This window comes from Streptomyces sp. GD-15H, from assembly GCF_045291515.1.
Lineage (GTDB): Bacteria > Actinomycetota > Actinomycetes > Streptomycetales > Streptomycetaceae > Streptomyces.
On the sequence record NZ_CP149447.1, the window covers coordinates 1,504,056 to 1,531,013 of the forward strand.

25 protein-coding genes and 2 pseudogenes are annotated in these 26,958 nt (G+C 66.0%); 20 read left to right on the plus strand and 7 right to left on the minus strand.

Going from position 1 to position 26,958, the window contains the following annotated elements; translation table 11 throughout:
* From WJ438_RS07365 to WJ438_RS07425, 13 genes are all read left to right on the plus strand, one after another.
* The gene (locus WJ438_RS07365) at positions 1–975 is read left to right on the plus strand and encodes an alpha-ketoacid dehydrogenase subunit beta (RefSeq protein ID WP_406724480.1); all 975 of its coding nucleotides are present in this window, start codon (positions 1–3) and stop codon (positions 973–975) included.
* A gap of 10 nt (positions 976–985) precedes the next feature.
* Positions 986–2,314 (plus strand): dihydrolipoamide acetyltransferase family protein, encoded by a 1,329-nt coding sequence (locus WJ438_RS07370; RefSeq protein WP_406724481.1) that lies wholly within the window; start codon positions 986–988, stop codon positions 2,312–2,314.
* Positions 2,311–2,631, plus strand: a complete 321-nt coding sequence (locus tag WJ438_RS07375) for a hypothetical protein (RefSeq protein WP_406724482.1) — start codon at positions 2,311–2,313, stop codon at positions 2,629–2,631. Before WJ438_RS07370 ends, WJ438_RS07375 begins: the two co-directional genes overlap by 4 nt.
* A 41-nt stretch (positions 2,632–2,672) precedes the next feature.
* On the plus strand, positions 2,673–4,064 hold the full coding sequence (gene lpdA, locus WJ438_RS07380) for a dihydrolipoyl dehydrogenase (protein ID WP_406724483.1): 1,392 nt from the start codon (positions 2,673–2,675) through the stop codon (positions 4,062–4,064).
* Between the two features lie 493 nt (positions 4,065–4,557).
* On the plus strand, positions 4,558–4,824 hold the full coding sequence (locus tag WJ438_RS07385; RefSeq protein WP_406724484.1) for a hypothetical protein: 267 nt from the start codon (positions 4,558–4,560) through the stop codon (positions 4,822–4,824).
* Positions 4,825–5,029: 205 nt separating this feature from the next.
* Positions 5,030–5,425 carry a VOC family protein gene (locus WJ438_RS07390; RefSeq protein ID WP_406724485.1) on the plus strand — a complete coding sequence of 132 codons (396 nt, stop codon included), beginning with the start codon at positions 5,030–5,032 and terminating at the stop codon, positions 5,423–5,425.
* 76 nt (positions 5,426–5,501) lie between these two features.
* Positions 5,502–6,317 carry a phytanoyl-CoA dioxygenase family protein gene (locus tag WJ438_RS07395; RefSeq protein WP_406724486.1) on the plus strand — a complete coding sequence of 272 codons (816 nt, stop codon included), beginning with the start codon at positions 5,502–5,504 and terminating at the stop codon, positions 6,315–6,317.
* Positions 6,318–6,460: 143 nt separating this feature from the next.
* Positions 6,461–7,549 (plus strand): SDR family oxidoreductase, encoded by a 1,089-nt coding sequence (locus WJ438_RS07400; protein ID WP_406724487.1) that lies wholly within the window; start codon positions 6,461–6,463, stop codon positions 7,547–7,549.
* A complete protein-coding gene (locus WJ438_RS07405) occupies positions 7,546–8,004 on the plus strand; it encodes a nuclear transport factor 2 family protein (RefSeq protein ID WP_406724488.1) in 459 nt (152 codons plus the stop codon). The genes WJ438_RS07400 and WJ438_RS07405 overlap by 4 nt, the downstream gene beginning before the upstream one ends.
* The gene (locus tag WJ438_RS07410; RefSeq protein WP_406724489.1) at positions 7,985–9,223 is read left to right on the plus strand and encodes an MFS transporter; all 1,239 of its coding nucleotides are present in this window, start codon (positions 7,985–7,987) and stop codon (positions 9,221–9,223) included. The genes WJ438_RS07405 and WJ438_RS07410 overlap by 20 nt, the downstream gene beginning before the upstream one ends.
* Before the next feature lie 162 nt (positions 9,224–9,385).
* Positions 9,386–10,273, plus strand: coding sequence for an HpcH/HpaI aldolase/citrate lyase family protein (locus WJ438_RS07415; RefSeq protein ID WP_406724490.1), 888 nt, complete (start codon positions 9,386–9,388; stop codon positions 10,271–10,273).
* A gap of 245 nt (positions 10,274–10,518) precedes the next feature.
* Positions 10,519–11,517 carry a bile acid:sodium symporter family protein gene (locus WJ438_RS07420; RefSeq protein ID WP_406724491.1) on the plus strand — a complete coding sequence of 333 codons (999 nt, stop codon included), beginning with the start codon at positions 10,519–10,521 and terminating at the stop codon, positions 11,515–11,517.
* Positions 11,518–11,684: 167 nt separating this feature from the next.
* The gene (locus tag WJ438_RS07425; RefSeq protein ID WP_406724492.1) at positions 11,685–13,142 is read left to right on the plus strand and encodes an MFS transporter; all 1,458 of its coding nucleotides are present in this window, start codon (positions 11,685–11,687) and stop codon (positions 13,140–13,142) included.
* On the opposite strand, the pseudogene WJ438_RS07430 reads toward WJ438_RS07425, so the two are convergent.
* From WJ438_RS07430 to WJ438_RS07450, 5 genes and pseudogenes are all read right to left on the minus strand, one after another.
* Positions 13,028–13,282, minus strand: a pseudogene (locus WJ438_RS07430) (hypothetical protein); the annotation flags it as partial. The gene WJ438_RS07425 and the pseudogene WJ438_RS07430 overlap by 115 nt on opposite strands.
* 270 nt (positions 13,283–13,552) lie before the next feature.
* Positions 13,553–14,101, minus strand: a complete 549-nt coding sequence (locus WJ438_RS07435) for a helix-turn-helix domain-containing protein (protein ID WP_406724493.1) — start codon at positions 14,099–14,101, stop codon at positions 13,553–13,555.
* Positions 14,102–14,268: 167 nt separating this feature from the next.
* Positions 14,269–15,354, minus strand: a complete 1,086-nt coding sequence (locus WJ438_RS07440; protein ID WP_406724494.1) for an aldo/keto reductase — start codon at positions 15,352–15,354, stop codon at positions 14,269–14,271.
* Between the two features lie 55 nt (positions 15,355–15,409).
* Positions 15,410–16,288, minus strand: a complete 879-nt coding sequence (locus tag WJ438_RS07445; RefSeq protein WP_406724495.1) for an HpcH/HpaI aldolase family protein — start codon at positions 16,286–16,288, stop codon at positions 15,410–15,412.
* Positions 16,245–18,002 (minus strand): helix-turn-helix domain-containing protein, encoded by a 1,758-nt coding sequence (locus tag WJ438_RS07450; protein WP_406724496.1) that lies wholly within the window; start codon positions 18,000–18,002, stop codon positions 16,245–16,247. The genes WJ438_RS07445 and WJ438_RS07450 overlap by 44 nt, the downstream gene beginning before the upstream one ends.
* A 76-nt stretch (positions 18,003–18,078) precedes the next feature.
* Between WJ438_RS07450 and WJ438_RS07455 the strand changes: the two genes are divergently transcribed.
* The 7 genes from WJ438_RS07455 to WJ438_RS07485 all read left to right on the plus strand — a co-directional run bounded on the left by WJ438_RS07455 (position 18,079) and on the right by WJ438_RS07485 (position 24,706).
* The gene (locus WJ438_RS07455) at positions 18,079–19,353 is read left to right on the plus strand and encodes an FAD-dependent monooxygenase (RefSeq protein WP_406729623.1); all 1,275 of its coding nucleotides are present in this window, start codon (positions 18,079–18,081) and stop codon (positions 19,351–19,353) included.
* Positions 19,354–19,425: 72 nt separating this feature from the next.
* The gene (locus WJ438_RS07460) at positions 19,426–20,214 is read left to right on the plus strand and encodes an SDR family NAD(P)-dependent oxidoreductase (protein WP_406724497.1); all 789 of its coding nucleotides are present in this window, start codon (positions 19,426–19,428) and stop codon (positions 20,212–20,214) included.
* Positions 20,215–20,567: 353 nt separating this feature from the next.
* Positions 20,568–21,749, plus strand: a complete 1,182-nt coding sequence (locus tag WJ438_RS07465; RefSeq protein WP_406724498.1) for an MFS transporter — start codon at positions 20,568–20,570, stop codon at positions 21,747–21,749.
* Positions 21,746–23,083, plus strand: a complete 1,338-nt coding sequence (locus tag WJ438_RS07470) for a cytochrome P450 (RefSeq protein WP_406724499.1) — start codon at positions 21,746–21,748, stop codon at positions 23,081–23,083. Before WJ438_RS07465 ends, WJ438_RS07470 begins: the two co-directional genes overlap by 4 nt.
* A gap of 76 nt (positions 23,084–23,159) precedes the next feature.
* Positions 23,160–23,351, plus strand: a complete 192-nt coding sequence (locus WJ438_RS07475) for a ferredoxin (RefSeq protein WP_406724500.1) — start codon at positions 23,160–23,162, stop codon at positions 23,349–23,351.
* Entirely contained in the window at positions 23,351–24,550 is a 1,200-nt protein-coding gene (locus WJ438_RS07480) for an NAD(P)/FAD-dependent oxidoreductase (RefSeq protein WP_406724501.1), read from the plus strand. Before WJ438_RS07475 ends, WJ438_RS07480 begins: the two co-directional genes overlap by 1 nt.
* On the plus strand, positions 24,551–24,706 hold the full coding sequence (locus tag WJ438_RS07485; protein WP_406724502.1) for a hypothetical protein: 156 nt from the start codon (positions 24,551–24,553) through the stop codon (positions 24,704–24,706).
* Between the two features lie 402 nt (positions 24,707–25,108).
* Here the strand turns inward: WJ438_RS07485 and WJ438_RS07490 are convergent, their stop codons facing one another.
* Positions 25,109–26,497 carry an IS1380 family transposase gene (locus tag WJ438_RS07490; RefSeq protein WP_406724300.1) on the minus strand — a complete coding sequence of 463 codons (1,389 nt, stop codon included), beginning with the start codon at positions 26,495–26,497 and terminating at the stop codon, positions 25,109–25,111.
* Between the two features lie 119 nt (positions 26,498–26,616).
* A pseudogene (locus WJ438_RS07495) lies at positions 26,617–26,943 on the minus strand (amidohydrolase family protein); the annotation flags it as partial.
* Between the last annotated feature and the right edge of the window lie 15 nt (positions 26,944–26,958).

Consider the following 26,958-nt stretch of genomic DNA (forward strand, 5'->3'; position numbering starts at 1 on the left):
ATGTCGAAACGTTACTCCTTGGGTGCTGCCATCAACGCCGGGCTGCGTGCGGCGATGGCGCGCGACGAGAAGGTCGTCGTCATGGGCGAGGATGTCGGCCAGCTCGGCGGCGTCTTTCGCGTGACCGACGGACTGTCTGCCGAGTTCGGTGCCGAACGCGTGGTGGATACCCCACTCGCCGAGTCCGGCATCGTCGGCACCGCCATCGGCCTCGCCCTGCGCGGCTACCGGCCGGTCTGCGAGATCCAGTTCGACGGGTTCGTCTACCCTGCGTTCGACCAGATCGTCAGCCAGCTCGCCAAGATGCGCGCGCGCTCCCGAGGCCGGCTGTCGCTCCCGATCGTGATCCGCATCCCCGTCGGCGGTGGGATCGGTGCCGTCGAGCACCACTCCGAGTCGAACGAGGCGTACTTTGCGCACACCGCCGGGCTGCGGGTGGTGTCCTGCTCGAACCCGGATGACGCCTTCCACATGATCCAGCAGGCCATCGAGTCCGACGACCCGGTCATCTTCTACGAGCCCAAGCGTCGCTACTGGGACAAGGGCGACGTAAAGGACTCGCCGTCGCGGTCCCTGCACGAGGCAGCCGTCCTTCGCGAGGGCAGCGACTGCACCCTCGTCGCCCACGGCCCGACCGTCGCGACCGCGATCGCTGCCTCCGACGCGGCGCGGGAGGACGGGTTCGAGGTCGGGGTGGTGGACCTCCGATCGATCTCGCCGCTGGATCTCCCGACTCTCCGCAAGGTAGCCGCCGAGTCGCACCGGGTCGTCGTGGTCCACGAGGCCTCCACGCTCTTCGGAATCGGCGCCGAGATCGCGGCGTCGATCACCGAACAGTGCTTCTACGAGCTCGAGGCCCCCGTTCTCCGAGTCGGTGCCTACAACCTGCCCTATCCGCCGGCCCACGTGGAGAACGACTTCCTGCCCGACGTCGATCGAGTTCTCGAGGCCGTCGAGTCCTGCCTGAGCTTCTGAGGAGAAGAGCGTGTTCGAGTTCAAGCTTCCCGATGTCGGGGAAGGCCTCACCGAGGCCGACATCCTCGACTGGCACGTCGCCTCCGGCGACGTGGTCGAGGTCAACCAGACACTCGTCGAGATCGAGACGGCGAAGTCGGTGGTCGAGCTGCCTTCGCCCGTCGCCGGTACCGTCGCCGAGCTGCATGTCGAGCCCGGACAGACGGTTTCCGTCGGCACCGTCATCATCAGCATCGACGACGGGTCCGGGCAGCGAGCCTCCACCGCGAGCGAGTCCGCGTCGGGGACCCACGTCGCAGCAGGCACTGACGAGGCCGACGACGTCGACGATGAGAAGCCCCTCGTCCTGGTGGGCACGGGACCGGCGCCCGCCGTCGCTCGGACGCGACGTTTGACAGGTCGCGGCCCTGGCGGCAGGTCGTCGGAGCCGGACACCGCCACTCCGTCTCGGCCCACCGCGTCGGCATCGCCGGGAGCAGTCCGGGCGAAGCCGCCGGTACGGTTCCGCGCCCGGCAGCTGGGCGTCGACCTCGCCACCGTGCAGCCGTCGAACGGCTCGATCATCTCGCGCGCCGACGTAGAAGCCGCCGCCCTCGGCGCTGAGCCTTCCTCGCCTGGTACGTCAGCCGACTCCGCCGTCCGTGAGACGCGCACACCGATCAAGGGCGTTCGCCGCGCGACTGCCGCGGCCGTGACGTCTTCGGCGTTCACTGCACCTCACGTCACGGAGTTCCTCACCGTCGACGTCACCCGCACGATGGACCTGCTCGACCGGCTCAAGAGCGATCGGTCCTGGTCCGGCGTCCGACTGACGCCGCTGGTCCTCGTCGCACGCGCGCTGCTCCTGACGATCCGTCAGCATCCCGGCATCAACGCCCGCTGGGACGAGGCTGCCCAGGAGATTGTGCAGCCTCACTACGTCAACCTGGGGATCGCTGCAGCAACTCCTCGCGGCTTGATCGTCCCCAACGTCAAGGATGCTGACACCCTCGGGCTCCGCGATCTGGCCGACACGATCGGGGAGCTGGTCACGACTGCACGCGCAGGCAAGACCTCGCCGGAGGAGATGTCCCGCGGCACCATCACGATCACGAACATCGGTGCGCTCGGCGTCGACTCGGGCACCCCCATCCTCAACCCGGGGGAGGCCGCCATCCTCGCCTTCGGCAACGTCCGCGATATGCCGTGGGTGGTCGACGGACAGATCCAGGTCCGCAAGGTGACTCAGCTTGCCTTGTCGTTCGACCACCGGCTGGTCGACGGCGAGCTCGGATCCAACGTCCTCGCGACGCTGGGGAGGTTGCTCTCCGACCCGGCTGAGGCCTTCGCGCTCGCATGAAGGCCCGGGGGACCTGCGTCGCCGACGAGCAGGCTGCAGGGCTCGCCGTCCTGACGATCTATGCGCGGGGCGACCTGGCCGTCTGCACACGGGTCACGCAGGTGCTCACTCTCCGGCAGGCCACCCTCGAACGCTTCGTCGCCGACCTGAGCCGCTTCGACCACCGCGAGGTCCGAGGACTGGAGCACGTCCGCGGACCCGTCATGCGGCTATCGGTGGTTGCGTCGTTCGACGGCGATCACGAGCTCGTCCAACTCATCAGGTTCCTCGGCCGGATCATCGACGTCTACAAGGTCGAGCACAGCGTCCACGTTTGAGATCTCCCGCGCCGTCCACATCATCTGGGAAAGGTCCCGCCATGACCAGCAACACCTTCGACATCGTCATCCTTGGTGGCGGGAGCGGTGGCTATTCCGCCGCCCTGCGAGCCAGCCAGCTCGGGCTCAAGGTCGCCCTGATCGAGAAGGACAAGCTGGGCGGGACCTGCCTGCACAGCGGCTGCATCCCCACCAAGGCCCTCCTTCACGCAGCCGAGGTCGCCGACGCCGTCCGGGAGTCGCGCACCTTCGGGGTGCAGGCCTCGCTCGACGGCGTTGACATGAACAGCGTCAACACGTTCAAGGACGGCGTCGTCGACCGCCTTCACCAGGGCCTGCAGGGGTTGGTGAAGTCCGCGGGGATCACGGTCGTTGAAGGTCGGGGCCGACTGGTCAGCACGCATCAGGGCGGCGGTGGCACCGTGGAGGTCGACGGGCAGGCGTACGTCGGACGCAACGTCGTCCTCGCAACGGGTTCCTACGCGCGGTCGCTTCCCGGCCTCGAGATCGAGGGGCGCGTCGTGACGTCGGACCAGGCCCTGCGGATGACCGAGGTTCCGAAGCGCGTGGTGATCGTAGGTGGCTCCGTGATCGGAGTCGAGTTTGCGAGCGTGTGGAGGTCGTTCGGTGCGGAGGTCGCCCTCGTCGAGGCCATGCCGACCCTGGTGCCGCTTGAGGATCCTGCGCTCTCGAAGCAGTTGGAGCGGGCGTTCCGGCGGCGGAAGATCGCCTTCCGCACGGGAACTCGGTTCGCCGGCGTCGAGCAGAGCGACTCCGGTGTCGTCGTGTCCCTCGAGGGCGGCGATAGCATCGAGGCCGACCTGGTCCTCGTGGCCGTCGGCCGCGGCCCCCGCTCCCAGGGTCTGGGACTCGAGGAGTCGGGCGTGGCCATGGACCGCGACTGGGTGAAGGTGGACGACCGGCTCGCGACGAACGTCAAGGGCGTATATGCGGTGGGTGACCTCGTCGCCGGACTGCAGCTCGCACACCGCGGCTTCGCGCACGGCATCTTCGTCGCTGAGGAGATCGCGGGGCTGAGCCCACAGCCCGTCGTCGACGCCAACATCCCGCGCGTGACCTACTGCGACCCGGAGATCGCCAGCGTCGGCCTCACCGAGCCGCAGGCGAGGTCGCAGTTCGGCGACGAGAGCGTGGAGGTCGCCGAGTACAACCTCGGTGGCAACGGCAAGAGCCAGATCCTCCAGACCGCCGGTCATGTCAAACTCGTCCGGCAGAAGGACGGTCCCATCGTCGGAGTTCATATGATCGGGACTCGGTTGGGGGAGCAGGTCGGTGAGGCCGCGCTCATCGTGAACTGGGAGGCGCATCCCGACGACGTCGCGGCGGTCATCCATGCCCATCCGACCCAGAACGAGGCCCTCGGCGAAGCCGCCCTGATTCTTGCCGGCAAGCCACTGCACGCACACTCCTGAGCGACCACCTCCCGGTCAGCCTGACCGTTCCGTCCCGGCGTCTCCGGCGCCGACCCACGTGGGCGCGGTGGTCGCCGTCACGGGGTTGGTCCGGTGGTGGCAGGGCGGAGTCCCCGCCCGGTGGTGCTGGTGGGCGGGGTGCGGGGCTGGGGAGCTAGTAGTCGTCGGGGTCGAGGCGACGTGGTGGGTCGAGGGCGCGGGTGCCGTGCGGGCCGACCAGGAGGTGCCGGCCGTTGGGGCTGAGCCACAGATAGTGGCCCGGATGTCGTTCACCCCTTCGCCCTCACGTGGCTGAGGGCGAGAAGACCAGGCTGGTGGCCTGTAGTCGCGAGATGCGCGGGGTCCATGACCGGCTGCGCGAAGCGCTGCGGGTGACTCGCGAGGCCGTTGCCGAGGACGATACTGCGGCGACAGCACCCCGCGACCTACTGCTGTTCTGCCACGGGTTCTGCACGGCGCTGGCCGATCACCACCAGGGCGCGAGGACCGGGAGTTGTTTTCCGCGGTCGCCGCCGCTTACCCGCACCTACGGGAAACCCTGCGCTACCTCGAGCAGGACCACGCGATGATCGCGCACCTGCTGGGCGGCCTACAGCAGGCGGTGGATCGCTGCGCCGGCCCGGCCGAGCTCGATCGCCACCTTGATGGCATTCCCGCCATCACGGAATCCCACTTCGGCTACGAAGAACGCCAACTCCTGGCAGTTCTCGACACCCTCGACCTGCGGGCGGAGGTGCGCTCTGTCTTCGGGCCGCTGTGATGGTCCCGCTGGTTCGGGCCATGCGGAATCGGCTACCGCCCTGCGGGCGGGTGCTGCTCCTCGAGTCGCCAGACCCATCGCCATTTCGGGCTGTACGAGGGGGCATTCGCCGTCCGACGCGGGGTGTGTTGGCATGGAGGAAAGACGGTCGAAATTGTTGCGATCACCATCGTCAACCTCACAGCCCGTCGCGGAGTATCGAGTCATGAAGCCCTCCGACGTCGACATGCGATTCGACCACGTGAGCGTGTGTGTCTCAGACCTGGATGCCGCTCGTCAGTTCTACTGTGACCTGCTGACGTTCGAGGAGGTCGAGCGTCCCGCGTTCGAGTTCGACGGCGTCTGGCTGAAGGTTTCAGGCATGCCGGTCCATCTGACGACCGGCGGCTTCCGGCGCGGCGGCGGGTCGCCACAGAGTCCTGCGGACCCCCATTTCGCCGTTGCCGTTCCCGCTGCAGGAGATCTCGATGAACTCGTCGACTCGTGGCGCGAGCGGGGCGTAGACGTGTTCGAGCTCGAGAACTCGCCGGCCGCGGAGCGCCAGTACTTCGTGACCGATCCCGACGGCAACATGATCGAGTTCTGTTCCTACGGCGCGTAGTCGCTCGGTTCTGTCAATCACGCGACACCCATTTGCTCGGACCTTCTGTCCGGGCTCAAGAGAAGGATGAAAGCACATGTCAGAAGAGCTTCTGCCCGAACTGTTGGAGGCGTACCAACTTCCGGACGGAACCCTGGAGCACCTCAGGTCACAGAGCTGGGCGCCCCTTCCGGGGCTGTTGAGCGCCGACGCGGTGCAAGCCATGCTCGAGCAGGTGCAGAGGTACGCTGCGCCCGTCCAGCCGTCTGAGTCCGAGAAGTGGATGACGTCGGAGGAGTATGCGCGGGTCGTGCAGAGCTATGACGGCATGGCGTGGACGGACAACTGGTTCCGCGAGCTCGCGTTGTCGCCCCGCCTCGCCGGGGTCGCGCTCGATCTCCTGGACGAGCCGGAGGGCCTGTTCATCCACGACATGACGTTCACGAAGCCTGGCAACGACGGCGGACCGACCCCGTTCCACCAGGACTACCCGTTCTGGCCGTTTGACCGTAAAGGCGCGTTTACGATCTGGATCGCGCTGACCGATCTCACGGCGGACATGGGGATTCTCAAGTTCATGCCCGGCTCGCACAACGAAGGGCCCCTCGGCCGGTTCAGCCGCGCACCCGGAGACGACATCCGCAAGGCGTACCCGTACCTCGAGGACAAGTATGGATTCGCGGGAGGGACCGACCTCAAGGCCGGCGACGCCACGGTGCACTACGACTTGACCGTGCACGGCGCCGACGGCAACAAGACCACGCAGGGGCGTGCGGCGTACACCTTGCGCTACATGCCGACCGACGTGATCTACACCGGGGCGCCTCACCGCCACTTCGACGGGTTCGAGATGACGCCGGGCGAGCTGTTCAGCGACAGCCCCCAGGTGCCGCGCATCAGCCGACTCAGCTGAGCGCAACTCAGCGCTCGGCAGGGTGGCGGAACTTCGAAGATCGGGTCGTCGCGACGCTGGTGCGAGCTCGCGCCTGCTGCGCGATGACCCGATCTTCGCGCGTCTCGTCCGTTCAAGCTCAACCAAGGTGAGGGAGGTTCGCCGTGTCGGGTCACGTACTGGTCGCGGGTGCGAGTGGACTGGTCGGGACCTCGGTCGTCGACAGCTTCCTCGCTGACGGGTGGGAGGTCATCGCCGTCTCCAGGCGGCGACCCGAGATCCAGTCGTTAAGAAGCTTCCAGTGGATCCCTGCGGACCTGCGTGACCCCGCCGCCCTCGGCCGGCATGCGGACCACCTCGCACGAGTGAGTCACATCGTGTTCGCGGCGCTGTACGAGATGCCGGGCCTCGTCTCCGGCTGGACGTCCGCCGACCACGGGCAGATCAACCTGGACATGCTTCGGAACGTGATCGAACCGACGACGTCCGTGGCCGAGGTGACCCACGTCAGCCTCATGCAGGGGGGCAAGGCCTACGGCGTCCATCTTCACGACGTGCCCATCCCGGCCCGTGAACGCATGCCGCGAGACGATCACCCCAACTTCTACTGGCTCCAGGAGGACTACCTCAGGTCCGAGGCGGCACGCCTGGGGTTCGGGTGGACGATCTACCGGCCCGCCGGCATCTTCGGAGCGACGGCCGGCGTCGCCATGAACAACCTCATTCCGATCGGCGTCTATGCGGCCATCTGTAAGGCGACGGGTCGACCGTTCGCATACCCGGGTGGTGCCGCGGCCATCCGTCAGGGGTGTGACGCAGGCCTGCTTGCGCGGGCGATCTTGTGGGGAGCCACCAATCGCTCAGCGAACGGCGAGCACTTCAATGTGACGAACGGTGAGGCCTTCTCCTGGCCGGACCTGTGGCCCGCCCTCGCTGAGAGCTTCGGCGTACCGGACCCGGGGCACGCGGTGCCGACGAGCCTGGCTGAGTTCCTGTCCGCCCACGAGGACGTGTGGCGCGAGATCGTCGCCGCACACCACCTCCGTCCGATGAGCTTGGGCGAGCTGCTCGGGGAGTCACACCACCTGGCGGACTTCGCAATGAACTATGGACAGGACCAGATGCCGCGCCCTGCGGTCGTGAGCTCGGTGAAGATCAAGCGGTTCGGGTTCAACGAGGTCGTCGAGACCGACGCAAGCGCACGTCACTGGATCAAGCTGATGCAGCAGCGACGACTACTGCCCTTCCCATGAGCCCCGGCAGTCGTCAGAGCTCCGATGTCGGCGATCTCCTCACGATCGCCGACATCGTCGAGGTCCACCAGCTCATCGGTCTCTACTGCGCGCTCGCAGACAGCGGAACGACATGCGACTGGACGAGGGTCTTCCACCCCGAAGCCTCGCTGGACATGACAGCGCTGGGCGGAGATCACCTGCGGGGGGTGGCCGAGATCGCAGCGTTCTTCGCTCTGGGGAGTCCGCCCCATCCGCAGGCGCACCAGACAACCAACCCGTACGTGTGGCTCGAGGACTCCGTGCTTCGCTCGACCTCGACCTACCACTCGATCGACCGAGTGAGCTTCGACGTCCGTGTGGGGCAGTACGACGACATCTACACTCGCGCGGGCGGTCGCCTTCGCATCCTCCGTCGAGTGCTGACACCTCGATGGACGGTCGGTCCGTCGCTGAGTGAACGTGGACTTGCCTAGCGCTGGCAAGGGCAGTGCGGGGGGCTCTGCGGGACCGAGCTGGGCGTTCGTCAACGCCGGCCTGGCGCTCGTCCTGCTCACCATCGGTCCCGGCGCACCTGCCTCCCTGCTGTCGGCGAGCGGGGCTAGCGAGGCGGCTCTCACCGGGTCGTTCTCGATGTACATGCTCGGAACGGCGTTGGCGCTGTTGTTCCTGAGCCGTCTGTCCGATGTGATCGGGCGTGAGGCAGGCGCGGCCAGCGCCGTCCTCGTCGCCATCGTCGGCAACTCGATCGTGGCCTTGTCGACCGGCCACACAGAGCTGTTGATGATCGGACGCCTGGCCCAAGGCGCCGCCACGGGTATGGGGCTCCCTGTGCTGAGCATCTACCTGATCGAGCTGCGGTCGCCGCGGCCCGACATGTGGCCCGCGCTCATCGCGAGCGTGGGCGCTCCGCTCGGGATCGCGGTAGGAGCATTCGCCGCGGGCGTCCTCACCGAGACGCTCGGCTTCTCTGGTTACTGGATCTACGTCGTCGTCAACCTGTTGTTGACCTGCTGTCTACTCGGACTCCTGCGTTCTCCCTCGACCACCTCTCGCCGCGTTGGCGGTCTCACCGCCTTCACGCCGGCGCTCTCGGCTCCGAAGGGCCTGCGGCTGCTGTGCGTCGCGACGGGCGCTGCCCTGGTGTCTGCATGGTCCATCGGTAGCCTCTACCAATCCTTGGGTGCACCGATGGCTGTGGAGTACCTGGACCACCAGGGCCCCCTGTTCGCCGGCGTCGTGGTGGGGCTGGTGATCGGGCTGACGACCGTCGGAGGTCCACTTCTCGCGAGGACGTCGCACTTCAATGCGGCCTTCTGCTCGCTGCTGATGATCGTCGTCGGGATGATGATGATGGTGAGGGGCCTGCACCTGCGCAGCGATGTCGTCTTCCTGATCTTCAGTGCCCTGTCCGGGATCAGCTTCGGTGGCGCGACCACCGCCGTCCTGAGGATCGTGGTTGCTGAAGTGCCGACGGACGAGAGGAGCCGGTTCCTCACCACCCTCTATCTGACCGGCTTCATCGGATCGGGACTTCCGAGCGCAGTGGCTGCGGTGGCGGAGCCGTACGTCGGCCTACGGGTCGCAGTGGTCGGCTACGCAGCCTTCATCGCGGTGCTCGCGGTGCTGGCGGTTGCACTCCTCACAAGGGTTCGTCGCATGCGACGAGACATCAGGGCTCACGCCGTCGGGTGACGTGCCGCCGAGCCTGCCCTTCCTGAGCACCCGGCGTTCCCGACTATGTGCCGACACAGCGAGTAGGCCGATATTTGGGGGGTTCCGCATTGGAACTGCTGGCTCTTCAGGGCAGGGTCGCTGGGAGGTCGCACGCCCGATACTTGATGCAAGGAGACGCTCTTGCCCGTCACACTGTCCACGTTCCGCTCAGTTCTTTTCGCAGCGCCGAACGACGATGCCCCTACCGCGGGGTCGCAGGTTCCGAGACGTTCCGAGGCGGTCGCCTCGGCGGCATCGATTCTGTTGTTCGACCTCGAGGACACCGTGCCCGAGTCCGAGAAGGCCGCGCGCCGCGAACAGATCCTGAACGTGGACGTGCCACGGGAACGGACCTGGGTGAGGATCAACCACGAGGACCATGCCGGCTGGGCGGAGGACATCCGCGTCGCGGCTGCGACAGCCTCGGCAGTGATGGTACCAAAGGTCGAGGGCCCTGAGCAGTTGGCGCGGGTACGGACCGCGTTGCGGGGCACGGGCGCGGAGGTCGAACTGGTCGCCCTGGTCGAGACCGCGCGCGGGCTACGCAATCTCGATCAGATTTGCGGCCAGGGCGAACCTCCGCTAGCCCTCGTTGTCGGTGTCGGTGACCTCACCCGCGACACGAACACCCAGTACACCGGCATGGGGGAGTTCGAGAACCACGTGCGTGCCCAGCTGGTGGAAGCGTCCGCGGCGTACGATCTCACCGCCCCCATCGACACGGCCTCGCTATTCGTCGGCGATCCGGACTTCGTGCGTGAGGAATGTCGTCTCGCTAAGCGCATGGGATTCACCTCCAAGCTGTGCCTGACCCTCCAGGACGTCGAAGTCGTGACAAGCGAGTTCGGCTTCACGGAGGCGGAGATCGATCATGCCCTCGCCATCGTGGGTGCCTACCAGGAGGGCCTCGAAGCGGGGCAGGGCCAAGTGGTAGCCCGCGGTGTGATTGTGGACGTCCCAACGGTCGGACGCGCGCGGGACGTCCTTCGCGCCGCGGGACGAGACGACGTCGGGATCGGCGCTCGCTGAGGCGGAGTACGGCGAGCCTGTCGCCAGGTCCCTCGACGAGCTAGGGACCTGGCGATCCGGCATGCCCTGCGGGCAGTCAGGCGCTCGCCTTCTCTCCGGCAGGTAGGTGTGTGTGGTTCACACCAAGCTCGAGCGAATTGTGTGAGCACACATTGTGGCTGTGATCACCGGCAGGGTCTGCTGCAGGTCAACCTGTCACCTGATCGTGCAGCAGACCCAAATGACAACACAAGGAGATTGCGAATATGCGATTCGTCAAAGGTGTCGGATCTGGACTGACGCGGTACCTGCCGCTGTGGATCGTTGCCGGAATGGCATACGCCATGTGGCAGCCGGACAGCATCGCGCCGTACTCGGCGTGGACGTTGTACGTCGTCATGCTCTTGATGTTCATCATGGGCATCACGCTTTCGGTGGCTGACCTGGCCTCGATCAGGAGGGCGCCCGCGTCGGTCCTGATCGGTGTGATCTGTCAGTTCACGATCATGCCGCTGGTCGCCTTCGGGGTCGCAAACGTCCTGAACCTGAACGACCAGCTCACGATCGGGCTCGTGATCTTGGGGTCGGTCGCCGGTGGGTCCGCCTCCAATGTGATCGTGTACCTGTCGAAGGGGGACGTCCCCCTGTCCGTCGCGATGACGACGGTTTCCACCTTCGTCTCGATCCTCGTCACCCCGCTGTGGATCGAGGTCCTCGCCGACAAGCTGGTGCCGATCCCCGCGTCGTCCATGGCCCTGGACATCGCCCGGATGGTGGTCATCCCGGTCGTCGCCGGTGCGCTCCTGAGGACCTTCGCCCCGCGCGTGTGCCATGCGGTCGAGCCGGTCGTCGCTCCGCTGTCCGCCATCGCCCTGGTCTTCATCACCGCGTCGAACCTGTCGTCCGGGCACGCGGCCTTCATGGCCAGCGGTGTGCTGATCTTCGTGGCCGTCCTGGCGCACAACGTGATCGGCCTGGCGCTGGGCTACGCTGGCGGTAAGCTCACTCGGCGCAGCACGCGGCAGACCCGAGCCATCTCGATCGAGGTCGGGATGCAGAACGGTGGCATCGCCCTCGTCCTCGCGGGGACCTACTTCGGTGCGGAGGCCGCGCTGCCGAGTACCTTGGTGGGCTCGATCGGCGTCCTGACGGGGACGATCCTAGCCCGATACTGGTCGACTCGTCCCGCGACGGACGTCTACGCCCCGCTGGCGGACAACGAGCCGGTCGCGGTGCCCCCGGAATCGGAGACGTCGCCGAGCTGAGCCCGGTGACCCATCGGGGCCGGTGCGCCGGGTGTGCGGGAGCACAAGCAGGGGGCTGACATTTGTGAACGCGCTCGAAGCGCAGTGCCCACGCCGACCCCTAGCCTCGGACGGGATGCTTGACGATGTCGAAGGACAGGTTCATGCGAGCCCGCAGGGTGGGGCCGGTGGACGAACTCTTTCGGCCGCTCAGTTTCATCCGTGGTCCGGCGATGAAGAACAGATTCGCCCTGGCGCCGATGACGAACAAGCAAAGCGCAGACGACGGAACGGCCTCTATAGGAGATGCGTTGACCACTTCGGTTGCCACACCGGCACTGACGGATAAGCGGAAGCGGAGGAAGGTCGCACGCGCAGGTGCCGTCGGAAACTTTATTGAGTTCTTCGACTTCACCCTGTACGGCTTCTTCGCGGTGACGATTGCCGCCCTGTTCTTCCCCCAGGAGAGCCCCACTGCGGCGCTTCTGTCGACCTTCGCTCTTTTCGGCGTCGCCTTCTTCATCCGCCCTGTCGGGGCGATTGTGTTCGGCCACATCGGGGACCGTATCGGCCGAAAGCGCGCTCTCGTGGTAGCCGTCATCCTCATGAGTGGTTCCACAACCGCCATCGGAGCCCTGCCGACGTATGAGACCGTGGGGATCCTTGCCCCAGTAATGTTGCTTCTGTGTCGACTGACGCAGGGGTTCTCGGCTGGGGGAGAATTGACCGGTGCCATGGTTCTCGTCGTTGAGCATTCGCCCGTGAAGGAGCGCGGTCGAAATGCATCGTGGGTCATCGCTTCAATCGTCTCTGGGGTGGCAGGCGCATCCCTGGTGGCGCTGCTCGTCAGCTTTTCGATGAGCTCGGATCAGCTCTTGGACTGGGGATGGAGGATTCCATTCCTTATCGCTGCTCCGCTGGGACTCGCTGGCCTGATCCTTCGACTGAACCTCGAGGAGTCGGATGCGTACAAGTCCGCGGTGCAGGAGATGGACGGGCCCGAGAACGCGAGAACGCCTCTGGCGCAGGCATTCAAGACGGTCAAGCAGGAGATGTTGACATTATTCGGCTGGGTGGCCGTGCAGTCCTTTGCCGGCGACATCCTCGTGGGATTCATGCTGACCTATCTCGTCACTAGGGTCGGATATGCGATGGCGGAGGCTCTACTCATCATCGTCATCGGGCACGTGATCGCCATCGCCTTCATACCCGTGCTCGGCCGTTGGGCGGACCGTGTCAGCAGGAAGTGTTTTGCCGCGGCATTGGCCGGGGCCCTGGCCATCTGGACCCTCCCGGCGTTTCTGCTGCTGAGCAGGGGGATGGTGGCTGCAGTGGTGGCGATCGCGGTGTACGCGACGATCAACTACTCCATGATGACGGTACAGGCGTTCGCGGTGGTGGAACTGTTCCCTGTTGACGTTCGATACACGGCCAGCGCCTTCCCCTTCCAGCTCGCTTATGCCCTATTCGGTGGATCCGCGCCCTTCGTTGCGACGTGGCTGGTGTCCAATGTCTCGGACTTGACTCCTGCCTATGCGATCGTCGTTCTGGCCCTGCCTGCCCTGTGGCTCGCATGGAGTGCAATCCCCAATGCCAGGGAGATGGCGGTCGTCTCCTTCCTGGACACGGAGCCCACGGATGACTGATGGCCACGCGGACGTTTGGCCCGAGTTGCCGAGGCTAAACTTGGCTCTTCTGACACACCACGCGGACGCAGCGTTTCGCGGCATCGCCACCGGCGCTTGTGCCACACCAACCGCACCGGAGCAGGCCCGTAGGGCAGGTCACGAGGACGCGTAACGACCTATCCCCTCACCGAGGACGAGACCACCCCACACGATGGGCAGGCGGCTGCGCTCTCCTCCTCGGTGACCACGTGCACCACCCGGCCGTCGGAGCTGTCGACCTCGACCCGCTCGACGGTCAACCCTCCACGCTCAGCAACCGGCTCGCGCCGACCTCGAGATGCTGATGAACACGCTGAGACTGCGTACGCTGGACCAAGGCCCGTGACCTCACCTTCCGTGGGCTCGAGTAGAACGGGTCTGTTGCACGATCAGGTGACCCGGTGGTGCGCGGTCACGCTGAGTGCGTAGCGGGAGCAGTCGTCGAGCCAGGTCAGGATCTCGGTGTCGGCTCCTGGTCGGCCGCCAGGGCGACGGAGTCGGTAGTGCGTGAAGTCGGACTGCCAGGTCTCGTTGGGCATCTCGGCGGCGAAGCGGATGTAGGAGGACTTCGGTCGCTTCTTCGGCTCCGGCACAACCAGCCCGGCCTTGGTCAGGTAGCGCGAGATCGTCGCCCGGGACACCACGGTGGCGTGGTGGTGCTCGAGATGCCACCTGATGGTGTCGGGGCCGGCGTCCAGACCGGCGGCGCTCAGCTTCTCGCGCAGCTCGACGATCAGGTCGATGGTCTCGACTGGGGTGGTGGTCGGGACGCTGCGGGGGCGCCGTGAGTGTGGTTCGAAGGCCGCGTCGCCCTCGGCCCTGTAGCGCGCCAGGAGCTCGAAGAGCCAGGACTCAGAGACGCCGTACTGGGCGGCGACATCGCGGACGGGTCGGTTCTCGACGACCACGGAGGTGATCAGCAATCGGTTCAGTGTCATGCCCAGAAGCTGGAACCGGGCCCACGCTCACTTCGGGATGACTCGCGACATCACTCCGGGATGTCTTGAGACATGGCTCCGGGATGTCCTGAACCAGCACACACAATGTCCGCGATCGGCGGCACGTCACCAGCCGGGTTTCCTACCCGACCTGAGTGGACAGCACACTAGGCCGAGGAGTTCTTGCGCTGGGCGGCACGCCCAGGGCTGTCGGCCCCTCGAATGACGCGTCGGTTCTCGCCGACCTGCCTGTCAGCGCTGTGGATGCGGTTGTGCCAGTACGGATACGGGACCGGCGGGCTGGTGACTTCGTCGAGCCTCGCTGCCTCGTCGGCGGTCATCTCCCACTGTGCTGCACCCAGGTTGTCCATCAGCTGCTTCTCCGTGCGAGCGCCCAGCACCACGCTGCTCACAGAGGGGCGGGTGATCAGCCAGTTGATCGCCACCTGCGCCGCCGAGCACCCTCGTTCGTTGGCGATGGCGGAAGCGATGTCGAGGACCGCGAAGTTGCGCTCGTCGTCCACAGGAACGGTGTCGCCGAAGCCACGGGACCGCCTCGAGTCCTCAGGCACCGCCTTGCCGCGGCCGAACTTGCCGGACAGCAGGCCGCCCGACAACGGGCTCCACACCACGTGACCCACGCCGGCGTCGAGAGCGCTCGGCACCAGCTCGAACTCGATGTCACGGCACAGCAGTGAGTAATGGACCTGGTTGCACACGAACCGCTCCCACCCGCGGGCGTCCGAGATGCTGGATGCCTTGGTCACCATCCATGCCGGGAAGTTCGAGACTCCCAGGTAGCGAACCTTGCCGCTTCGCACGAGGTCGTCCAATGCCCTGATGGTCTCCTCCAGAGGAGTCGACAGGTCGATCTGATGCAGGTGGAGCAGGTCGATGTGCTCGACGTTCAACCTCTTAAGGCTGGCCTCGCAGGCACGCATGATGTGATGCCGCGAGAGTCCGCCGTCGTTTGGGCCGTCGCCCATCGGGTACCTCAACTTGGTCGAGACGATGGCCTCGTCACGGCGAACTCCCAGCGCCTTGCCCAGGATCTCCTCCGACGCGCCCGACGAGTAGAAGTCGGCTGTGTCGAACAGGTTAACCCCGGCGTCCAGTGCAATGCGAACCAGTCGTGTCGCCTCGTCGACCTGCAATGAACCGAGCTTTCCGAAGTACTCATCGGTCCCGCCAAACGTCATGGTCCCGAAGGCCAAGGAGGAGACCTGCAGGCCAGAAGCGCCCAGGTAGTTCATTCTCATTTGTAACTACTTGTCTCTTGAGGAGTTGTCATGTCGAGGTCGGCCGGTGTCACGCCGGTTGATCCAGCGAGGTGCGCCCGGCCCGGTGGGAAGCTGTCGCACTCCAGCACTGGGTGAGCTGCTCTGCAGCGGCGTTCTTGAGTGCATGGAAGTCGGTGTTGCAGCAGATGACACGGTGGCCGGCCGCGAGGGCAGAACCCACCTCGGCCGAGCCTCCCGTCACGGGGATCACTGGAATGGAGCGCTTCCGACCAGCGTCCTCCACGACGCGGAGTGCGTCGATGACATCTTGGGGGACCGCGTTGGAGACGGAAGGTCCGTAGCTGAGGCGGTGACCCATGGACCGCGCGAGGTCGATGTGGCCAGGCATGATCGCGTCGATCCCTTCCACATCGAGGATCGCGTCGATGTTGGCGATCGCGTCGATGTGCTCGATCTGGATCACGCACGCCACATCGCCGTCGGCGTCGTCGGGATAGGCCTCACCCCGCACCAGGATGTTGCGGACCGCTCCCATGCTGCGACGTCCGGTGGGGGGATAGCGGCATGCCGACACGGCCTGCGCAGCTGCCTCAGGTGAGTTCACCAGAGGGACGACCACGCCGTCGACACCGAGGTCGAGAACCCAGCCGATCTGGTCAGGGCGGTCTGGTAGCACCCGAGCCAGGGGGCTGCACGGGGTACCGACGCAGGCCGCGACAGCCGACTCGATCTGGCGAAGATCGAACGGCGAGTGCTGGACGTCGAGAACCAGGAACTGGTAGCCCAGGCGTGCGAGCACCATCGCGCTCATCGAACTGTCCAGCATCCCGAAGGTCCCGAACCCGGTCTCGTCGGAGTTCAGCAACGACCTGAACGGATTGGACGCGAGGCGACCAGATGGGTCAGGCAGGCCGCTTCCGGGGCTGTCTGTCGATGCTTGTGTCATGCCGCTCCTTCTCATTATGGGGCGCGGGGTTGGTGGATGCGCAGGTCAGGACCTCTTGGATGAGCAATGCCAACCGGAGATCCAGGAGGTGGTCGGTGTCGTCCAGGGACCCGCTGGTCAGCTGCGCGATGCGTTCCAACCTGTTGCTCACCGTGTTCGGGTGTACCTCGAGGGCCTTCGCTGCTCGCGAGGTGCTCCGGCCGTTCGCCAGGTAGCAGCACAAGGTCGGGATCAGTGCGTCGGATGCGCGATGGCCCTGCTCCTGCAGCGGCAGCAGCAGGCGCCGACTGAACTCGATGGCTTCGTCTGAGACTCCTGGCAGCAGCACCTGCAGGGTCCCCAGATCGCTGAGATAGGCCATGGTTCCGTAGAGCCCCCGCGTCTGCCGAATCCTCAAGGCCGACTTGAGAATTCGAAAGTTGGAAGCCAGCTGTGCAGGGCCTTTGCATTTTGGTCCCACCACCGCGGACACCGATGAGCTGCCGAACTTCCGTTTGAGCACCGAGTACAGGGTCTCCGGTATGGCAGCGTGGTCAGGTGAGTCCGGGACGAGAACGACCGTGGTGTCGGTCCCGTAGGACGCGATCATCTGAGGTCGTGCCTCGGGGGCTATTGATCGCGCGATCTGCGCGATCCGTCGAGATGAGGTCGGTGTGGGGTCGTCGGCCCGTAGCACAACCAAGCGGCTGGGGACGTCGAGCCGGTACCCGAACCGAAGCGCCCGGTCGGCGAGCCCCGCGAGATCTGTGAGGTGATCGGTCGTGAGGATCTCGTTCAGGAGGTCCGACATGTGCCGGTCGCTCGCTTCCTCGAGAGACTGTGCACGTTGGATCTCCAGCGCGACCACCAGTCCGGCGGACTCGAGCGCCATCCGGGACTCCTCGTCCAGGGGGTGCTCCACGTGGATGGAGGAGAACTGTGTGCCGTCGAGGGGAAGCCTCACGGTGTTCGCGCTCGGCTCGGTCTCCTCGGAAAGGCTGATCGGGAAACCGAGCTCGGCTTGCACTGCGGCAACGATGTCGCTGACGGTCCCGCCTTGCAGCGCGAGCTCGATAAGTGTGGTGTGGAGCTCCTGCCGTCTGCTCAGCATGGCTAGGGTGCGGCTGAGCTCGTCGATGCTCTGTGCCTGGCGGCGGCGCAGCTGGAACGACTGCAGCGCCAGGGCTGCGTGATCGGCGATCAGCTCACTGAACTCGCGTTGAGGGCTGGTGAGGTGGCCGACCGAGTCGTTGTAGCAGGCGATGGTGCCCAACGCTTCGTTTCCCGTCACGAGTGGCACGGAGAACATCGCGCTGAATCCCTCCGACTCGGCCCATTCTCGCCACGGCGCGAAGCTGGTGGAGTTCCGCACGTCCGGCAGCGAGACGGCGCGGCGCTCGCGAAAGACCTTGCTCGACGGCGCCACGTCGAAATCCGAGTCCTCAGGGAAGATCTGGATCCCTGGGCCGCCGTTGACATGCTCGATGAAGTCAGGCGACAGCCCCGCGCCGCCGACCGCTCGAAGGGTGTTGCGGTCCGGGTCTGCGACCAGGACCGCGACGCGGTCCACACCTACCAGCTGGGTGCACGTCCTCGCGATGAGATCGCCCACCTCCCGCTCGCTGAGATCATCGTTCACAGCTCGGGTGATGTTCGCCAGTGCCTCGATCCACTGTCGGTAGGACGAACCTCCTGCCAGATAGGGCGAACCCGTCGGCAAACCTGTCGGATCCATGGCCTTCCTCTCTGGACAGTCTCGAAACCCAGGATGGCGTGATTCAGCATATTCTTCCGTTTGCTTGCTGATGACTATGTGGAGGAACCCACTATCAAGCACCGACTTTGTGTGGGCACACATCGGAATCGCGGCTCGAGGGCTGGATGCTCCGTATGTGATCGAAAACTCTCATCGAGACTCAAGTGCTGGCCGACGCGCCGCGGTCGTGGGTGGCTCGCTGGCCGGTCTCCATGCCGCGGCCCTGCTTCGCAGCGACGGCTGGGACGTGCATGTGTACGAGCGATCCGCCAAGCTGCTCGACGGGGCGGGTGCAGGGATCATCGCTCACCCGGCGACCCTGCGGTTCCTGACCGATGTCGAGGGTGTGCCCGCGTCGTCGATCTGTTGTCGCGCGACCGCGATCCGTACGTACGGTGCCGACGGCGCGTCGGTCGCCGAACCGTCCCGCGACTATCTGACGACGAGTTGGACTGCCCTCTACCGCTCGCTCCTCGCCTCAGTCGGCCACGACCGATACCACCTTGGTCACGAGCTCGTCGGCATCGACCCGGGACCCGACTCGGTCAGCATCAGCTTCGCTTCCGGTCACACGACTCGAGCGGACCTTGTCGTCGGCGCCGATGGCATCGCATCGACCGCACGGCGCGTCCTAAAGGCTGAGACCACGCGGGAGTACTCCGGATACGTCGGATGGCGGGGGATCGTGGATCCGGGTCTGCTCGACCCGGAGGTGGCCTCGAAACTCAGCCAGGCGATCTCGTTCGGTAGCAGCCGCGACGGGCACATCGTGGCCTATCCGATTCCCAAGAGTGGCGACTCGAGTCAGGTGATGCTCAACTTCGTCTGGTATCGCAACGTTGCGGTCGGCAGCGAGTTCGACGAGCTGATGACCGACGCTGGCGGCGTACGCCGCGACGTGTCGCTCCACAACCCGCGACCAAGCGCCCTTGCTGAGATGCGCGCTTCGGCAGAGGAGCTCGGACCGGATCTCGCCAACCTCGTGGCCTCCACGCCGAAGCCGTTCCTGCAGGCCGTCTTCGACCAGTTCGCGGACCAGATGGCCTTCGGCCGGATCGCGCTGATCGGAGACGCAGCGAGCGTTGCTCGCCCCCACGCCGCGGCCGGCACCGCCAAGGCGGCAGAGAACGGTCGAATGCTGGCCCAGGCGCTGCGCGAGAGCAACGGCAACGTGCAGGCCGCCCTGAGCCGTTGGGAACCGGGTCAACTCGAGCTCGGGCAGCAGCTGATCGAGCGTTCCAAGGCTCTCGGCGAGTCGGCTCAGGCAGCACTCACCTGGCCCACGCGCGACCCTGCATCGGAGTTCGGCCTGTATGGGCCGGGGCGCTGAGCCCTCCCACCCCGATATTCGCTGGGCACCGTCGGTGCCCAGAGCACCTAATCAAAGGAAGTTGAGCAAACTGTGCTGAAGAACAAAGTAGTTGTCGTGACCGGCGCTGCGCGTGGCCTCGGAGAGGGCGTAGCCAGGACCTGTCATTCGCTGGGCGCCCGTGTCATCCTCACCGACCTCTCCCTGGAACAAGCGGTGGCGACCGCTGAGTCCATCGGGCCGGACGTCACGGCTCGCCGTCTCGATGTCACTGATGCGGCATCGTGGCAGGATCTCGAGGAATGGCTGGGCTCCAACACCGGTAGCCCCGATGTGCTCGTCAACAACGCGGGCCTGCTGGTTCTGGGCGCCGTCGACTCCATCTCGGCTGACGCACTGCGTCAGATGAACGAGGTGAACGTCATTGGTCCGTTGCTCGGCATCCAGATGTTCGTGCGGATGAATCAAGCCGAAGCGGAGCCCCGGCCGGGATCGATCATCAACATCTCATCGGTCCGAGGGCTTGCGGGTGGCCATTCCTTCGCCGGGTACTGCGCCTCCAAGTTCGGCGTCCGGGGCCTCACGAAGGCCGCCGCCGTCGAGCTGGGGGCGCTCGGTATTCGCGTGAACTCGGTGTGCCCGGGACCGATCGAGACACCGATGAGCAAGACGAACCCCGACTTCAAGGACCTTGACTGGGACGCGTACCTGGCGAACCTCCCGCTCGGTCACATCGGCCAGCCGCACGACATCGGCCACGCGGTCGCTTGGCTGGGATCGGACCGCAGCGCCTTCGTCACCGGTATCGACCTGCCGGTGGACGGCGGGCTCACGTCGACGACCTTCAACGTCACCTCGAAGGACGCACCCGGCGCGATCTAGTCCAGCGACGAGGCCCATCGAGACCTGGATCCAGCCAGCGTGACGTGACTGGAAGCCCCTCGCGTGGATGCCGTCTCGGGCGGTGCTGACGAGTCATGGCCGGGCGGGGGGCTTCTCGATGGCGGGGTGATGCCGAGAAGGCGCAGGCCCGGGACGCCTCAGTGAACACCTTGATGCACCGCCGCCGACGGCCTGTGGCGCAAGCCGTGCGTCTGACAGGGACGAAGGGACCGACCGTGCGGACACCCGGAACTATCACACCCAGCCTCCCCAGGCGGCGCCGACGCCGCTGGGGGCCTAGCGAGGCGTGGGTAGCGCGGGCTCAGGCAGCCCTCGTCGCGACATCCTTCGCGATGCTCGTGGCCGCCTCGAATGCCGTGAACCCGCTGCTGCCGACCTATCGTGAGGCGCTCGGTCTCACCCCGCTGGTCATCTCGATGACCTTCACGCTCTACGTTGCGACGCTCGTCGTCACGCTGTTCGCCATGGCCCGCCCCCAAGTCGCCCGCTGGGCCGGCCCGGTGCTGCTGATCAGCTTGTTCCTGATGTTCGGATCGGACCTTCTGCTGGCCCATGCTCAGGAGTGGTCGATCCTCGTCGGCCGGACCATCGGCGGCGCTGCCGGGGGCCTCGGCACTGGGGCAGCATCCGCCTTGGTGGTTGCTGCGGTCGGAGCCAAGGGCCGCGCCATCACGGCAACGGGCAACACCGCCGGTGCCATTGCTGGTGCGGCCGGATCCCAACTGCTCGTCAGCCTCCTGTCAGGCGGCGCAGCACCTCGCGCAGTGTTCATCGGCCACAGCGTCATCGTCGTGCTGCTGTTCGTGGGGCTGACCGTCGTCCTCGGCCTTCGGCGTGACGACAACCGGTGCGCCCTGAGGGCGACCCCAGCCGCCTACCCGTCCGCGCGAGTCGGTCGCGACACCCTGCGCTTGTTCGTCCCGGGCATCATCGTCTGGACCTGCGTGAGCCTCGCCGCCGTCTTCAGTGCCACGTTGTTCGACGAGCTCGACATGCAGGCTGCGCGGGCGATCGGCCCAGTGGTCCTCCCATGTGCCACGGCCGCCGTACAGCTCGGGGCTCCCTTGGTGCTTCGCCTCGCGCCGCGCTCGAGCGGGATGCTGGCCACGACGGGCGGAATCCTGGTCATCCTCGTCGGTGCATGGTTCCGTGCGGACCTTCTATCAATCCTCGGATTCGTCGCTCTTGGGGTAGGCGTGGGCACCGGCTACCGAACCGCTCTCGTCGCGTTGACCAAGGGCTCGAATGCTGCGCGACAGGGCGCGCTGGCCTCGCTGTACGCGGCCGCCAGCTACTCGATCGCCGCCGCCGTGGTCACGGTCGTGGGCCTCGTAGGGAACCTGACCGGGCTGGTCGCGGCCGTCTGCGGGACCCTTGCCGTCTTCGGGGCCCTGGCGCTAAGCGTCTCGGCCTGGGCGCCCAGGGCGAGTGACGCACAGGAGGCGTCGACGGACGACGCCGGAGGTGTGGGCACGCACAACGAAGACATGTCGAATTGGGACAACTGTCGATGAAGTTCAGGCGCATCCTGCCTAGCCTCAACACGGGTGCCGAAGGTGTTTCCGACGGCACGGTCCCTCTTCTTGTCGGCTCAGCAGGGATGACACGCGAGAACGATGAAAGGTTGAACAAAGTGTCGAACACATTGATCGAGAGCCCTGTACCAACAGTGGATCTCGACTTCTACGACCCGGACTTTGTGAACGATCCGTACCCGGCTCTCGAAGCGGTCCGGGCCGTTGGTCCCATCGTGCAGCACGCGAAGCTGGGTCACTACCTCATCACCAGCTACCGCGACTGCGCTCGGGCGATGGGGCAGGGTCGGCTGTTCACGTCGGACCACGAGCAGATCGGCAAGCTGTTCGGCGGCCCGCCCTTCACCGCTCTGGAGGGCAAGCGTCACGCGGACGTCCGGGGCATCTGGGCGCGCGACTTCAGGCGCAAGAACATCGACGAGATCTCGGGCATGATCGCCGGGATCGTCGCGGAGGCCACCCAAGACGCCTTCGACCGGATGCGCGACGGCGAGGTCGTCGACATCGTCCCGGCCGTGACGCGTCCGATCCCCACTCTTGTGATCGCCACCCTGATGGGGATCCCGACCGAGAACATCGCTGAGTTCATCCGTTGGACCGACAACATGACCGGCATCATGGAGGGCCGAGACGATCCCACGCCTCGAGGACAGCGGCTCGTCGAGGTCGGTGTCGAGAGCACCAATCTGATGAATGCCTTCGTCGCCACGATCATCGAGGAGCGCCGGAGGAACCCCGGTCAGGGCGATCTGGTGAGCAAGATGGTCGAGTCGGACGTGCCGATGACCGAGGCTGAGCAGGTCTCCTGGAACACCCAGCTGATCTTCGCCGGCAACGAGACCACCTCGAAGCTCATGGGCAGCTGTCTCGCGGTCCTTGCCCAGCACCCCGAGCAGCGGGCCCAGCTGCGCGAGGATCGCGCACTGATCCCTCAGGCCATCGAAGAGGTCCATCGCTACAACAGCGTCAAGATGTGGAACATGCGTTTCGTCCGGGACAAGGACGTCGAGCTGGCCGGCCATGTCGTCCCGGCCGGCGCTTCGGTCATGGCCCTGCAAGGGCTGGGAAATCGCGATCCTGAGCGCTGGGAGAACCCCGACGTGTTCGACATCCACCGACCGGTTCAGGCGCACCTCGGTTTCGGCATCGGCGCGCACGTCTGCCTGGGCAACAACCTCGCCCGATTCGAGATCGAGACGGTCCTGAATCGCTTCCTGGACGAGGTTCCCGACTGGGAGCTGCACGACGTCAACTACGGACTGAACGCGATGATTCGCGGCCCCGTGAAGATGGATGTATCCGCTGCCCGCTGACCTCTCGCGGGTGCAGTGGGGGAATTCGAATAGTCAACACCTGTCAATCTTTCAGAAGTGTAAGTGGGGTTGATCCATGTTGGTCTCCGTTGAGGTTGAGAAGTGCACCGCATGCGGTGTGTGCGTCCTTGAGTGCCCTGATGTCTTCGACCAGGACGACGAGGGCATCGTGGTGCTCCTCGACAGCAGCCCGCCCGAGGATCGGGCGGCGGCGGTGGAGGATGCCGCTGAAGGTTGTCCGTCAGCAGTCATCAAGGTCAGTGCGTAATGAACTCGGTGGGGAAGGTCTCTGATGAGCCGGAGGTCGTCGTCATCGTCGGTGGCTCGGCGGCCGGAATGGCGACGGCGTCCAAGCTGCGGAGGCTGGGTTACACGGGCCGGCTGACCATCATCGGTGACGAGGTAGTTCCGTACGACAGACCGCCTCTGTCCAAGCAGTTCCTCGCGGGACAGTGGGCTGAGGACAAGCTCTCGTTGATGAGCCCCGATCAGCTGAAGGGGCTCGACGCTCAGCTGTTCCTGGGGACCAGGGCCATCGACCTGGACTCCCGTCGCCGGACGATCACCGACGACACGGGACGCACCCACCGGTTCGATGCTGCTGTCATCGCCACCGGTGTGCGTCCACGAATGCTGGACGCGCTGTCGGCCGGTCAGCCGCACGTGCTCCGAACGGTGTCGGACGCCGTCGGGCTGCGTGAACGTCTGCAGCCGGGGATCCGACTGGTCGTGGTAGGCGGAGGGTTCCTCGGCTTGGAGACCGCGGCGACCGCACTGGAGCTGGGTGTGGACGTCACCGTCATCGAGCCCAATCCCCACCCGTTGTCCGATCGACTGGGGATGAACGCCTCCGCGCGACTGATCGACCTGCACCGCTCCCGCGGAACGGATCTCCGCCTAGGAGTCTCGGTGGCGAGCTCGTCCAGGGATGGGCACGGCACGTGGACGTTGGAGCTGACCGACCATTCGACGGTCACCGCAGACGACGTCCTGGTGGCGGTGGGTTCAGTTCCGCAGACCGACTGGCTGGTGGAAAGTGGCTTGGGGATCAGCAACGGCGTCGTGTGCGACGCGACGTGCCAGGCTGCACCACACGTGTGGGCGGTGGGGGATGTGGCGCGATGGTGGGATGACCGGCACCAAGCGCATGTCCGGCTGGAGCATCGCACCAACGCCATCGAGCAGGCCGATGCCGTTGCCAGGGGGATTTTGGGCGTGCATCGGGATGCCTACCAGCCCGTGCCGTTCTTCTGGACCGATCACTTCGACGCTCGCATACAGTTGGCGGGAAGGTTCACACCCGATTCCTCGGAGACACTGATCGACGTGGACCCGGCGAAGGGCTCCAATATCACGCTCTTTCACCGCGACGGTCGGTTGACCGCCGTGCTCGGATGGAGTGCGCCGAAAGACTTCCAAACGTACCGTCGTCAACTGCTACAGGAACATGCGGACGGGAGGAAGTAGGTGTACGAGGTGATATGCCCTGCCTGCGGCGCGGTCTCAGAGGGCAAGGACCGGGACGAACTCTACCTCGAGGCGCGTGCGCACACCTTGGACGAGCATGACTACGACGTGCCGCGTGAGCACATCGACAACGACGCACGGCTGATCGGCGACTGACCATGCAGCCGGGCACCGAGCCGTTGCGGCCTCCTGACGCCACTTTCCGAGGCACGCCGACAACACGTGGAAGCTGTCCGGAAAACGCGCGGCCCCTCAACCAGAAAGGAAGTGCCATGAGAGTCACCGATGTACACATCACCGTATCTCGGGTCTTGGGTGCGGTTCGTGGCGCGTGCAGGTATGAAATCTGAACCTCTCCGGACCGCACCCGGGTCACATCGTTAATTAGGCTCTCCTGCCGTATGAGCCTGGATCCACCGCATGAATTTTGATCGCGCGGTGTGACCCGTCTTCGGGCGGGTTTTCCGGTTTCGGGCAGGGCTGTGTGCCGGATGGCCGTTCCGGTGGCGGGTTCTCCAAGGTCCACGGGCGGTAGGCGGGCAGGTCGGGGCAGCGAGTTCAGGTGCGCAGGCGCTGTCCGGTGGCGGTCCACAGGTCGGTGAAGTCGTCTTCCCACCGCCAGCGTTGAGGGAGGTGGAACGTGATCGTCCGGGCCTTGGCGGCGATCCGGGCCGGAACGTGGATCAGGTGGCGGCGGATGGTGCCGGTCCTTGCCCTGGCGTGGAAGGCGGAGGCGAGGTGGCCGGCGGCCCGGGTGAGGTTGTAGGCGGTGGCGGCCAGGGTCAGCCAGGCGGCATTCGCGGTGAACTTCCCCGAGGGCAGATGGCCGAGCGCGGAGTTCTCCAGGTCGGCGAAGACCTGCTCGACGACGGCGTGTTCGCGGTGCATCGGCTCGGCCTGGACCAGCTCGAAGCGGCTGTCGGTGAAGATGGCGTGGTGGCGCCAAACGCCGAACAACTCGGCCTGCCCTTCCGGGACCGTCTTCGGGTTCAGGCGTTTCACGCGGCGCACGATGAGCCGGGCCGTGGTGTGGAACTGCTTCTTCTTGCTGGTGAACGCGGTGAACGGGACCTCAGCGATCTCCGCGTCGGAAACCCAGCGTTCCTCCTCGTCATCCCAGACGGCGTCGGTGTACTCGATCGGTGTCCAGGCGTCCTCGGCGATGGGCGCGATCGCTTCGCGGATCTTCTTCCCGACCGCGACCGCCAGCGAGAACCGGGCCCCGGCCTTCCTGCAGGCGTCGACGACCTTGTGGGAGAAGAACGCCGAGTCGGCGCGCACGATGATCTGCGCGGTGATCCCCATGGCCCGCACCGTGGCCAGGGCCTCGCGCAGCAGACTCGCCGCCCCCTTGCCGGAGCCTGCCGAGCCCCTGCGCAGTCTGGTGGCGACGATGACCGGCGCGCAGGTGGGCGTCTTGACCGTGACGATCTGGAAGTGCAGGCCGCGGACCTTGGTGTAGCCGAAGGAGGCGCCCTGCTTGGCCGGCCCGTAGACCTGCTTGACCTTGGAGTCGATGTCCACGAACACCACCTCGTCGCCCTTCGGCACCAGCCCGGTATGCGCGGCCAGGTTGCAGGTGAACGCACGTGTCGCCGACTGGAGTTGGCGCACATGCCCCCAGGTGAAAGCGCGCAGGAAGCTGCCCAGCGTGGACGGAGCCCGCACCCCGCCGAACAGGCGGGGCAGGCCACCGTGCCGCAGCACATCCAGGTCGTCGATGCTGTCCGCGCCGGCGACCATCCCGGCCACGACGGACAGGGCCTTTGCGTCCGCCGCCGTGCCCGCGCCGTTCTTCGCGCCGGTCAGCTTCACCTTCTCGGCGACCAGACGCGGCAGGTCGCACCGCTCGGCCAGCCGGACGGCCGGGACCAGCCCGGCATGCGCGATCAGATTCGGTTCGTCGAACGCGGCGAACACCGCCGCCGGACTGTGGGAGGATTTCACTTACGAGGTGCCTTGCTGGTTGCAGCGGATGGAAGCGTGAGAACTCCCATCATCGCAGGTCAGCAGGCACCTCTTCTCGTTCCGCCTTCCGCAGCCCAGCCGTCATGCGGTGGATCCAGGTTCAGGCCGGCCTGCAGCGAATGGCCCTTTGACTGCACCGCGAAATCAACGATCGTCGTCGTCCCGCCCCACGCCGCCGCCCGCGTCCCCGTCTCGAACGTGTCCGAAGCGAACGTCCCACCGAACGGCAGCTCCATATGCGTGTGCGCGTCGACCCCGCCCGGGATCACGTACCTCTGCGACGCGTCGATAACACGGCCAGCCGTCCACTCCTGCGTCCCCGGCGCCGCCAACGCCACCACCCGGCCGTGCTCGATCAGCACATCCGCGTGCACCTCGTCCGCGGCCGTGATCACAAGACCACCGGTAATCAGAGTCCGAGTCATTTCCCAGCCATCCCT

Coding starts and splice junctions, on each gene's coding strand:
- WJ438_RS07365 (WP_406724480.1), top strand. CDS start 1: ATGTCGAAACGTTACTCCTTGGGTGCTGCCATCAACGCCGGGCTGCGT.
- WJ438_RS07375 (WP_406724482.1), top strand. CDS start 2,311: ATGAAGGCCCGGGGGACCTGCGTCGCCGACGAGCAGGCTGCAGGGCTC.
- lpdA (WP_406724483.1), top strand. CDS start 2,673: ATGACCAGCAACACCTTCGACATCGTCATCCTTGGTGGCGGGAGCGGT.
- WJ438_RS07390 (WP_406724485.1), top strand. CDS start 5,030: ATGAAGCCCTCCGACGTCGACATGCGATTCGACCACGTGAGCGTGTGT.
- WJ438_RS07395 (WP_406724486.1), top strand. CDS start 5,502: ATGTCAGAAGAGCTTCTGCCCGAACTGTTGGAGGCGTACCAACTTCCG.
- WJ438_RS07405 (WP_406724488.1), top strand. CDS start 7,546: ATGAGCCCCGGCAGTCGTCAGAGCTCCGATGTCGGCGATCTCCTCACG.
- WJ438_RS07420 (WP_406724491.1), top strand. CDS start 10,519: ATGCGATTCGTCAAAGGTGTCGGATCTGGACTGACGCGGTACCTGCCG.
- WJ438_RS07435 (WP_406724493.1), bottom strand. CDS start 14,101: ATGACACTGAACCGATTGCTGATCACCTCCGTGGTCGTCGAGAACCGA.
- WJ438_RS07440 (WP_406724494.1), bottom strand. CDS start 15,354: ATGAACTACCTGGGCGCTTCTGGCCTGCAGGTCTCCTCCTTGGCCTTC.
- WJ438_RS07445 (WP_406724495.1), bottom strand. CDS start 16,288: ATGACACAAGCATCGACAGACAGCCCCGGAAGCGGCCTGCCTGACCCA.
- WJ438_RS07450 (WP_406724496.1), bottom strand. CDS start 18,002: ATGGATCCGACAGGTTTGCCGACGGGTTCGCCCTATCTGGCAGGAGGT.
- WJ438_RS07455 (WP_406729623.1), top strand. CDS start 18,079: ATGTGGAGGAACCCACTATCAAGCACCGACTTTGTGTGGGCACACATC.
- WJ438_RS07465 (WP_406724498.1), top strand. CDS start 20,568: ATGCTCGTGGCCGCCTCGAATGCCGTGAACCCGCTGCTGCCGACCTAT.
- WJ438_RS07470 (WP_406724499.1), top strand. CDS start 21,746: ATGAAGTTCAGGCGCATCCTGCCTAGCCTCAACACGGGTGCCGAAGGT.
- WJ438_RS07475 (WP_406724500.1), top strand. CDS start 23,160: ATGTTGGTCTCCGTTGAGGTTGAGAAGTGCACCGCATGCGGTGTGTGC.
- WJ438_RS07480 (WP_406724501.1), top strand. CDS start 23,351: ATGAACTCGGTGGGGAAGGTCTCTGATGAGCCGGAGGTCGTCGTCATC.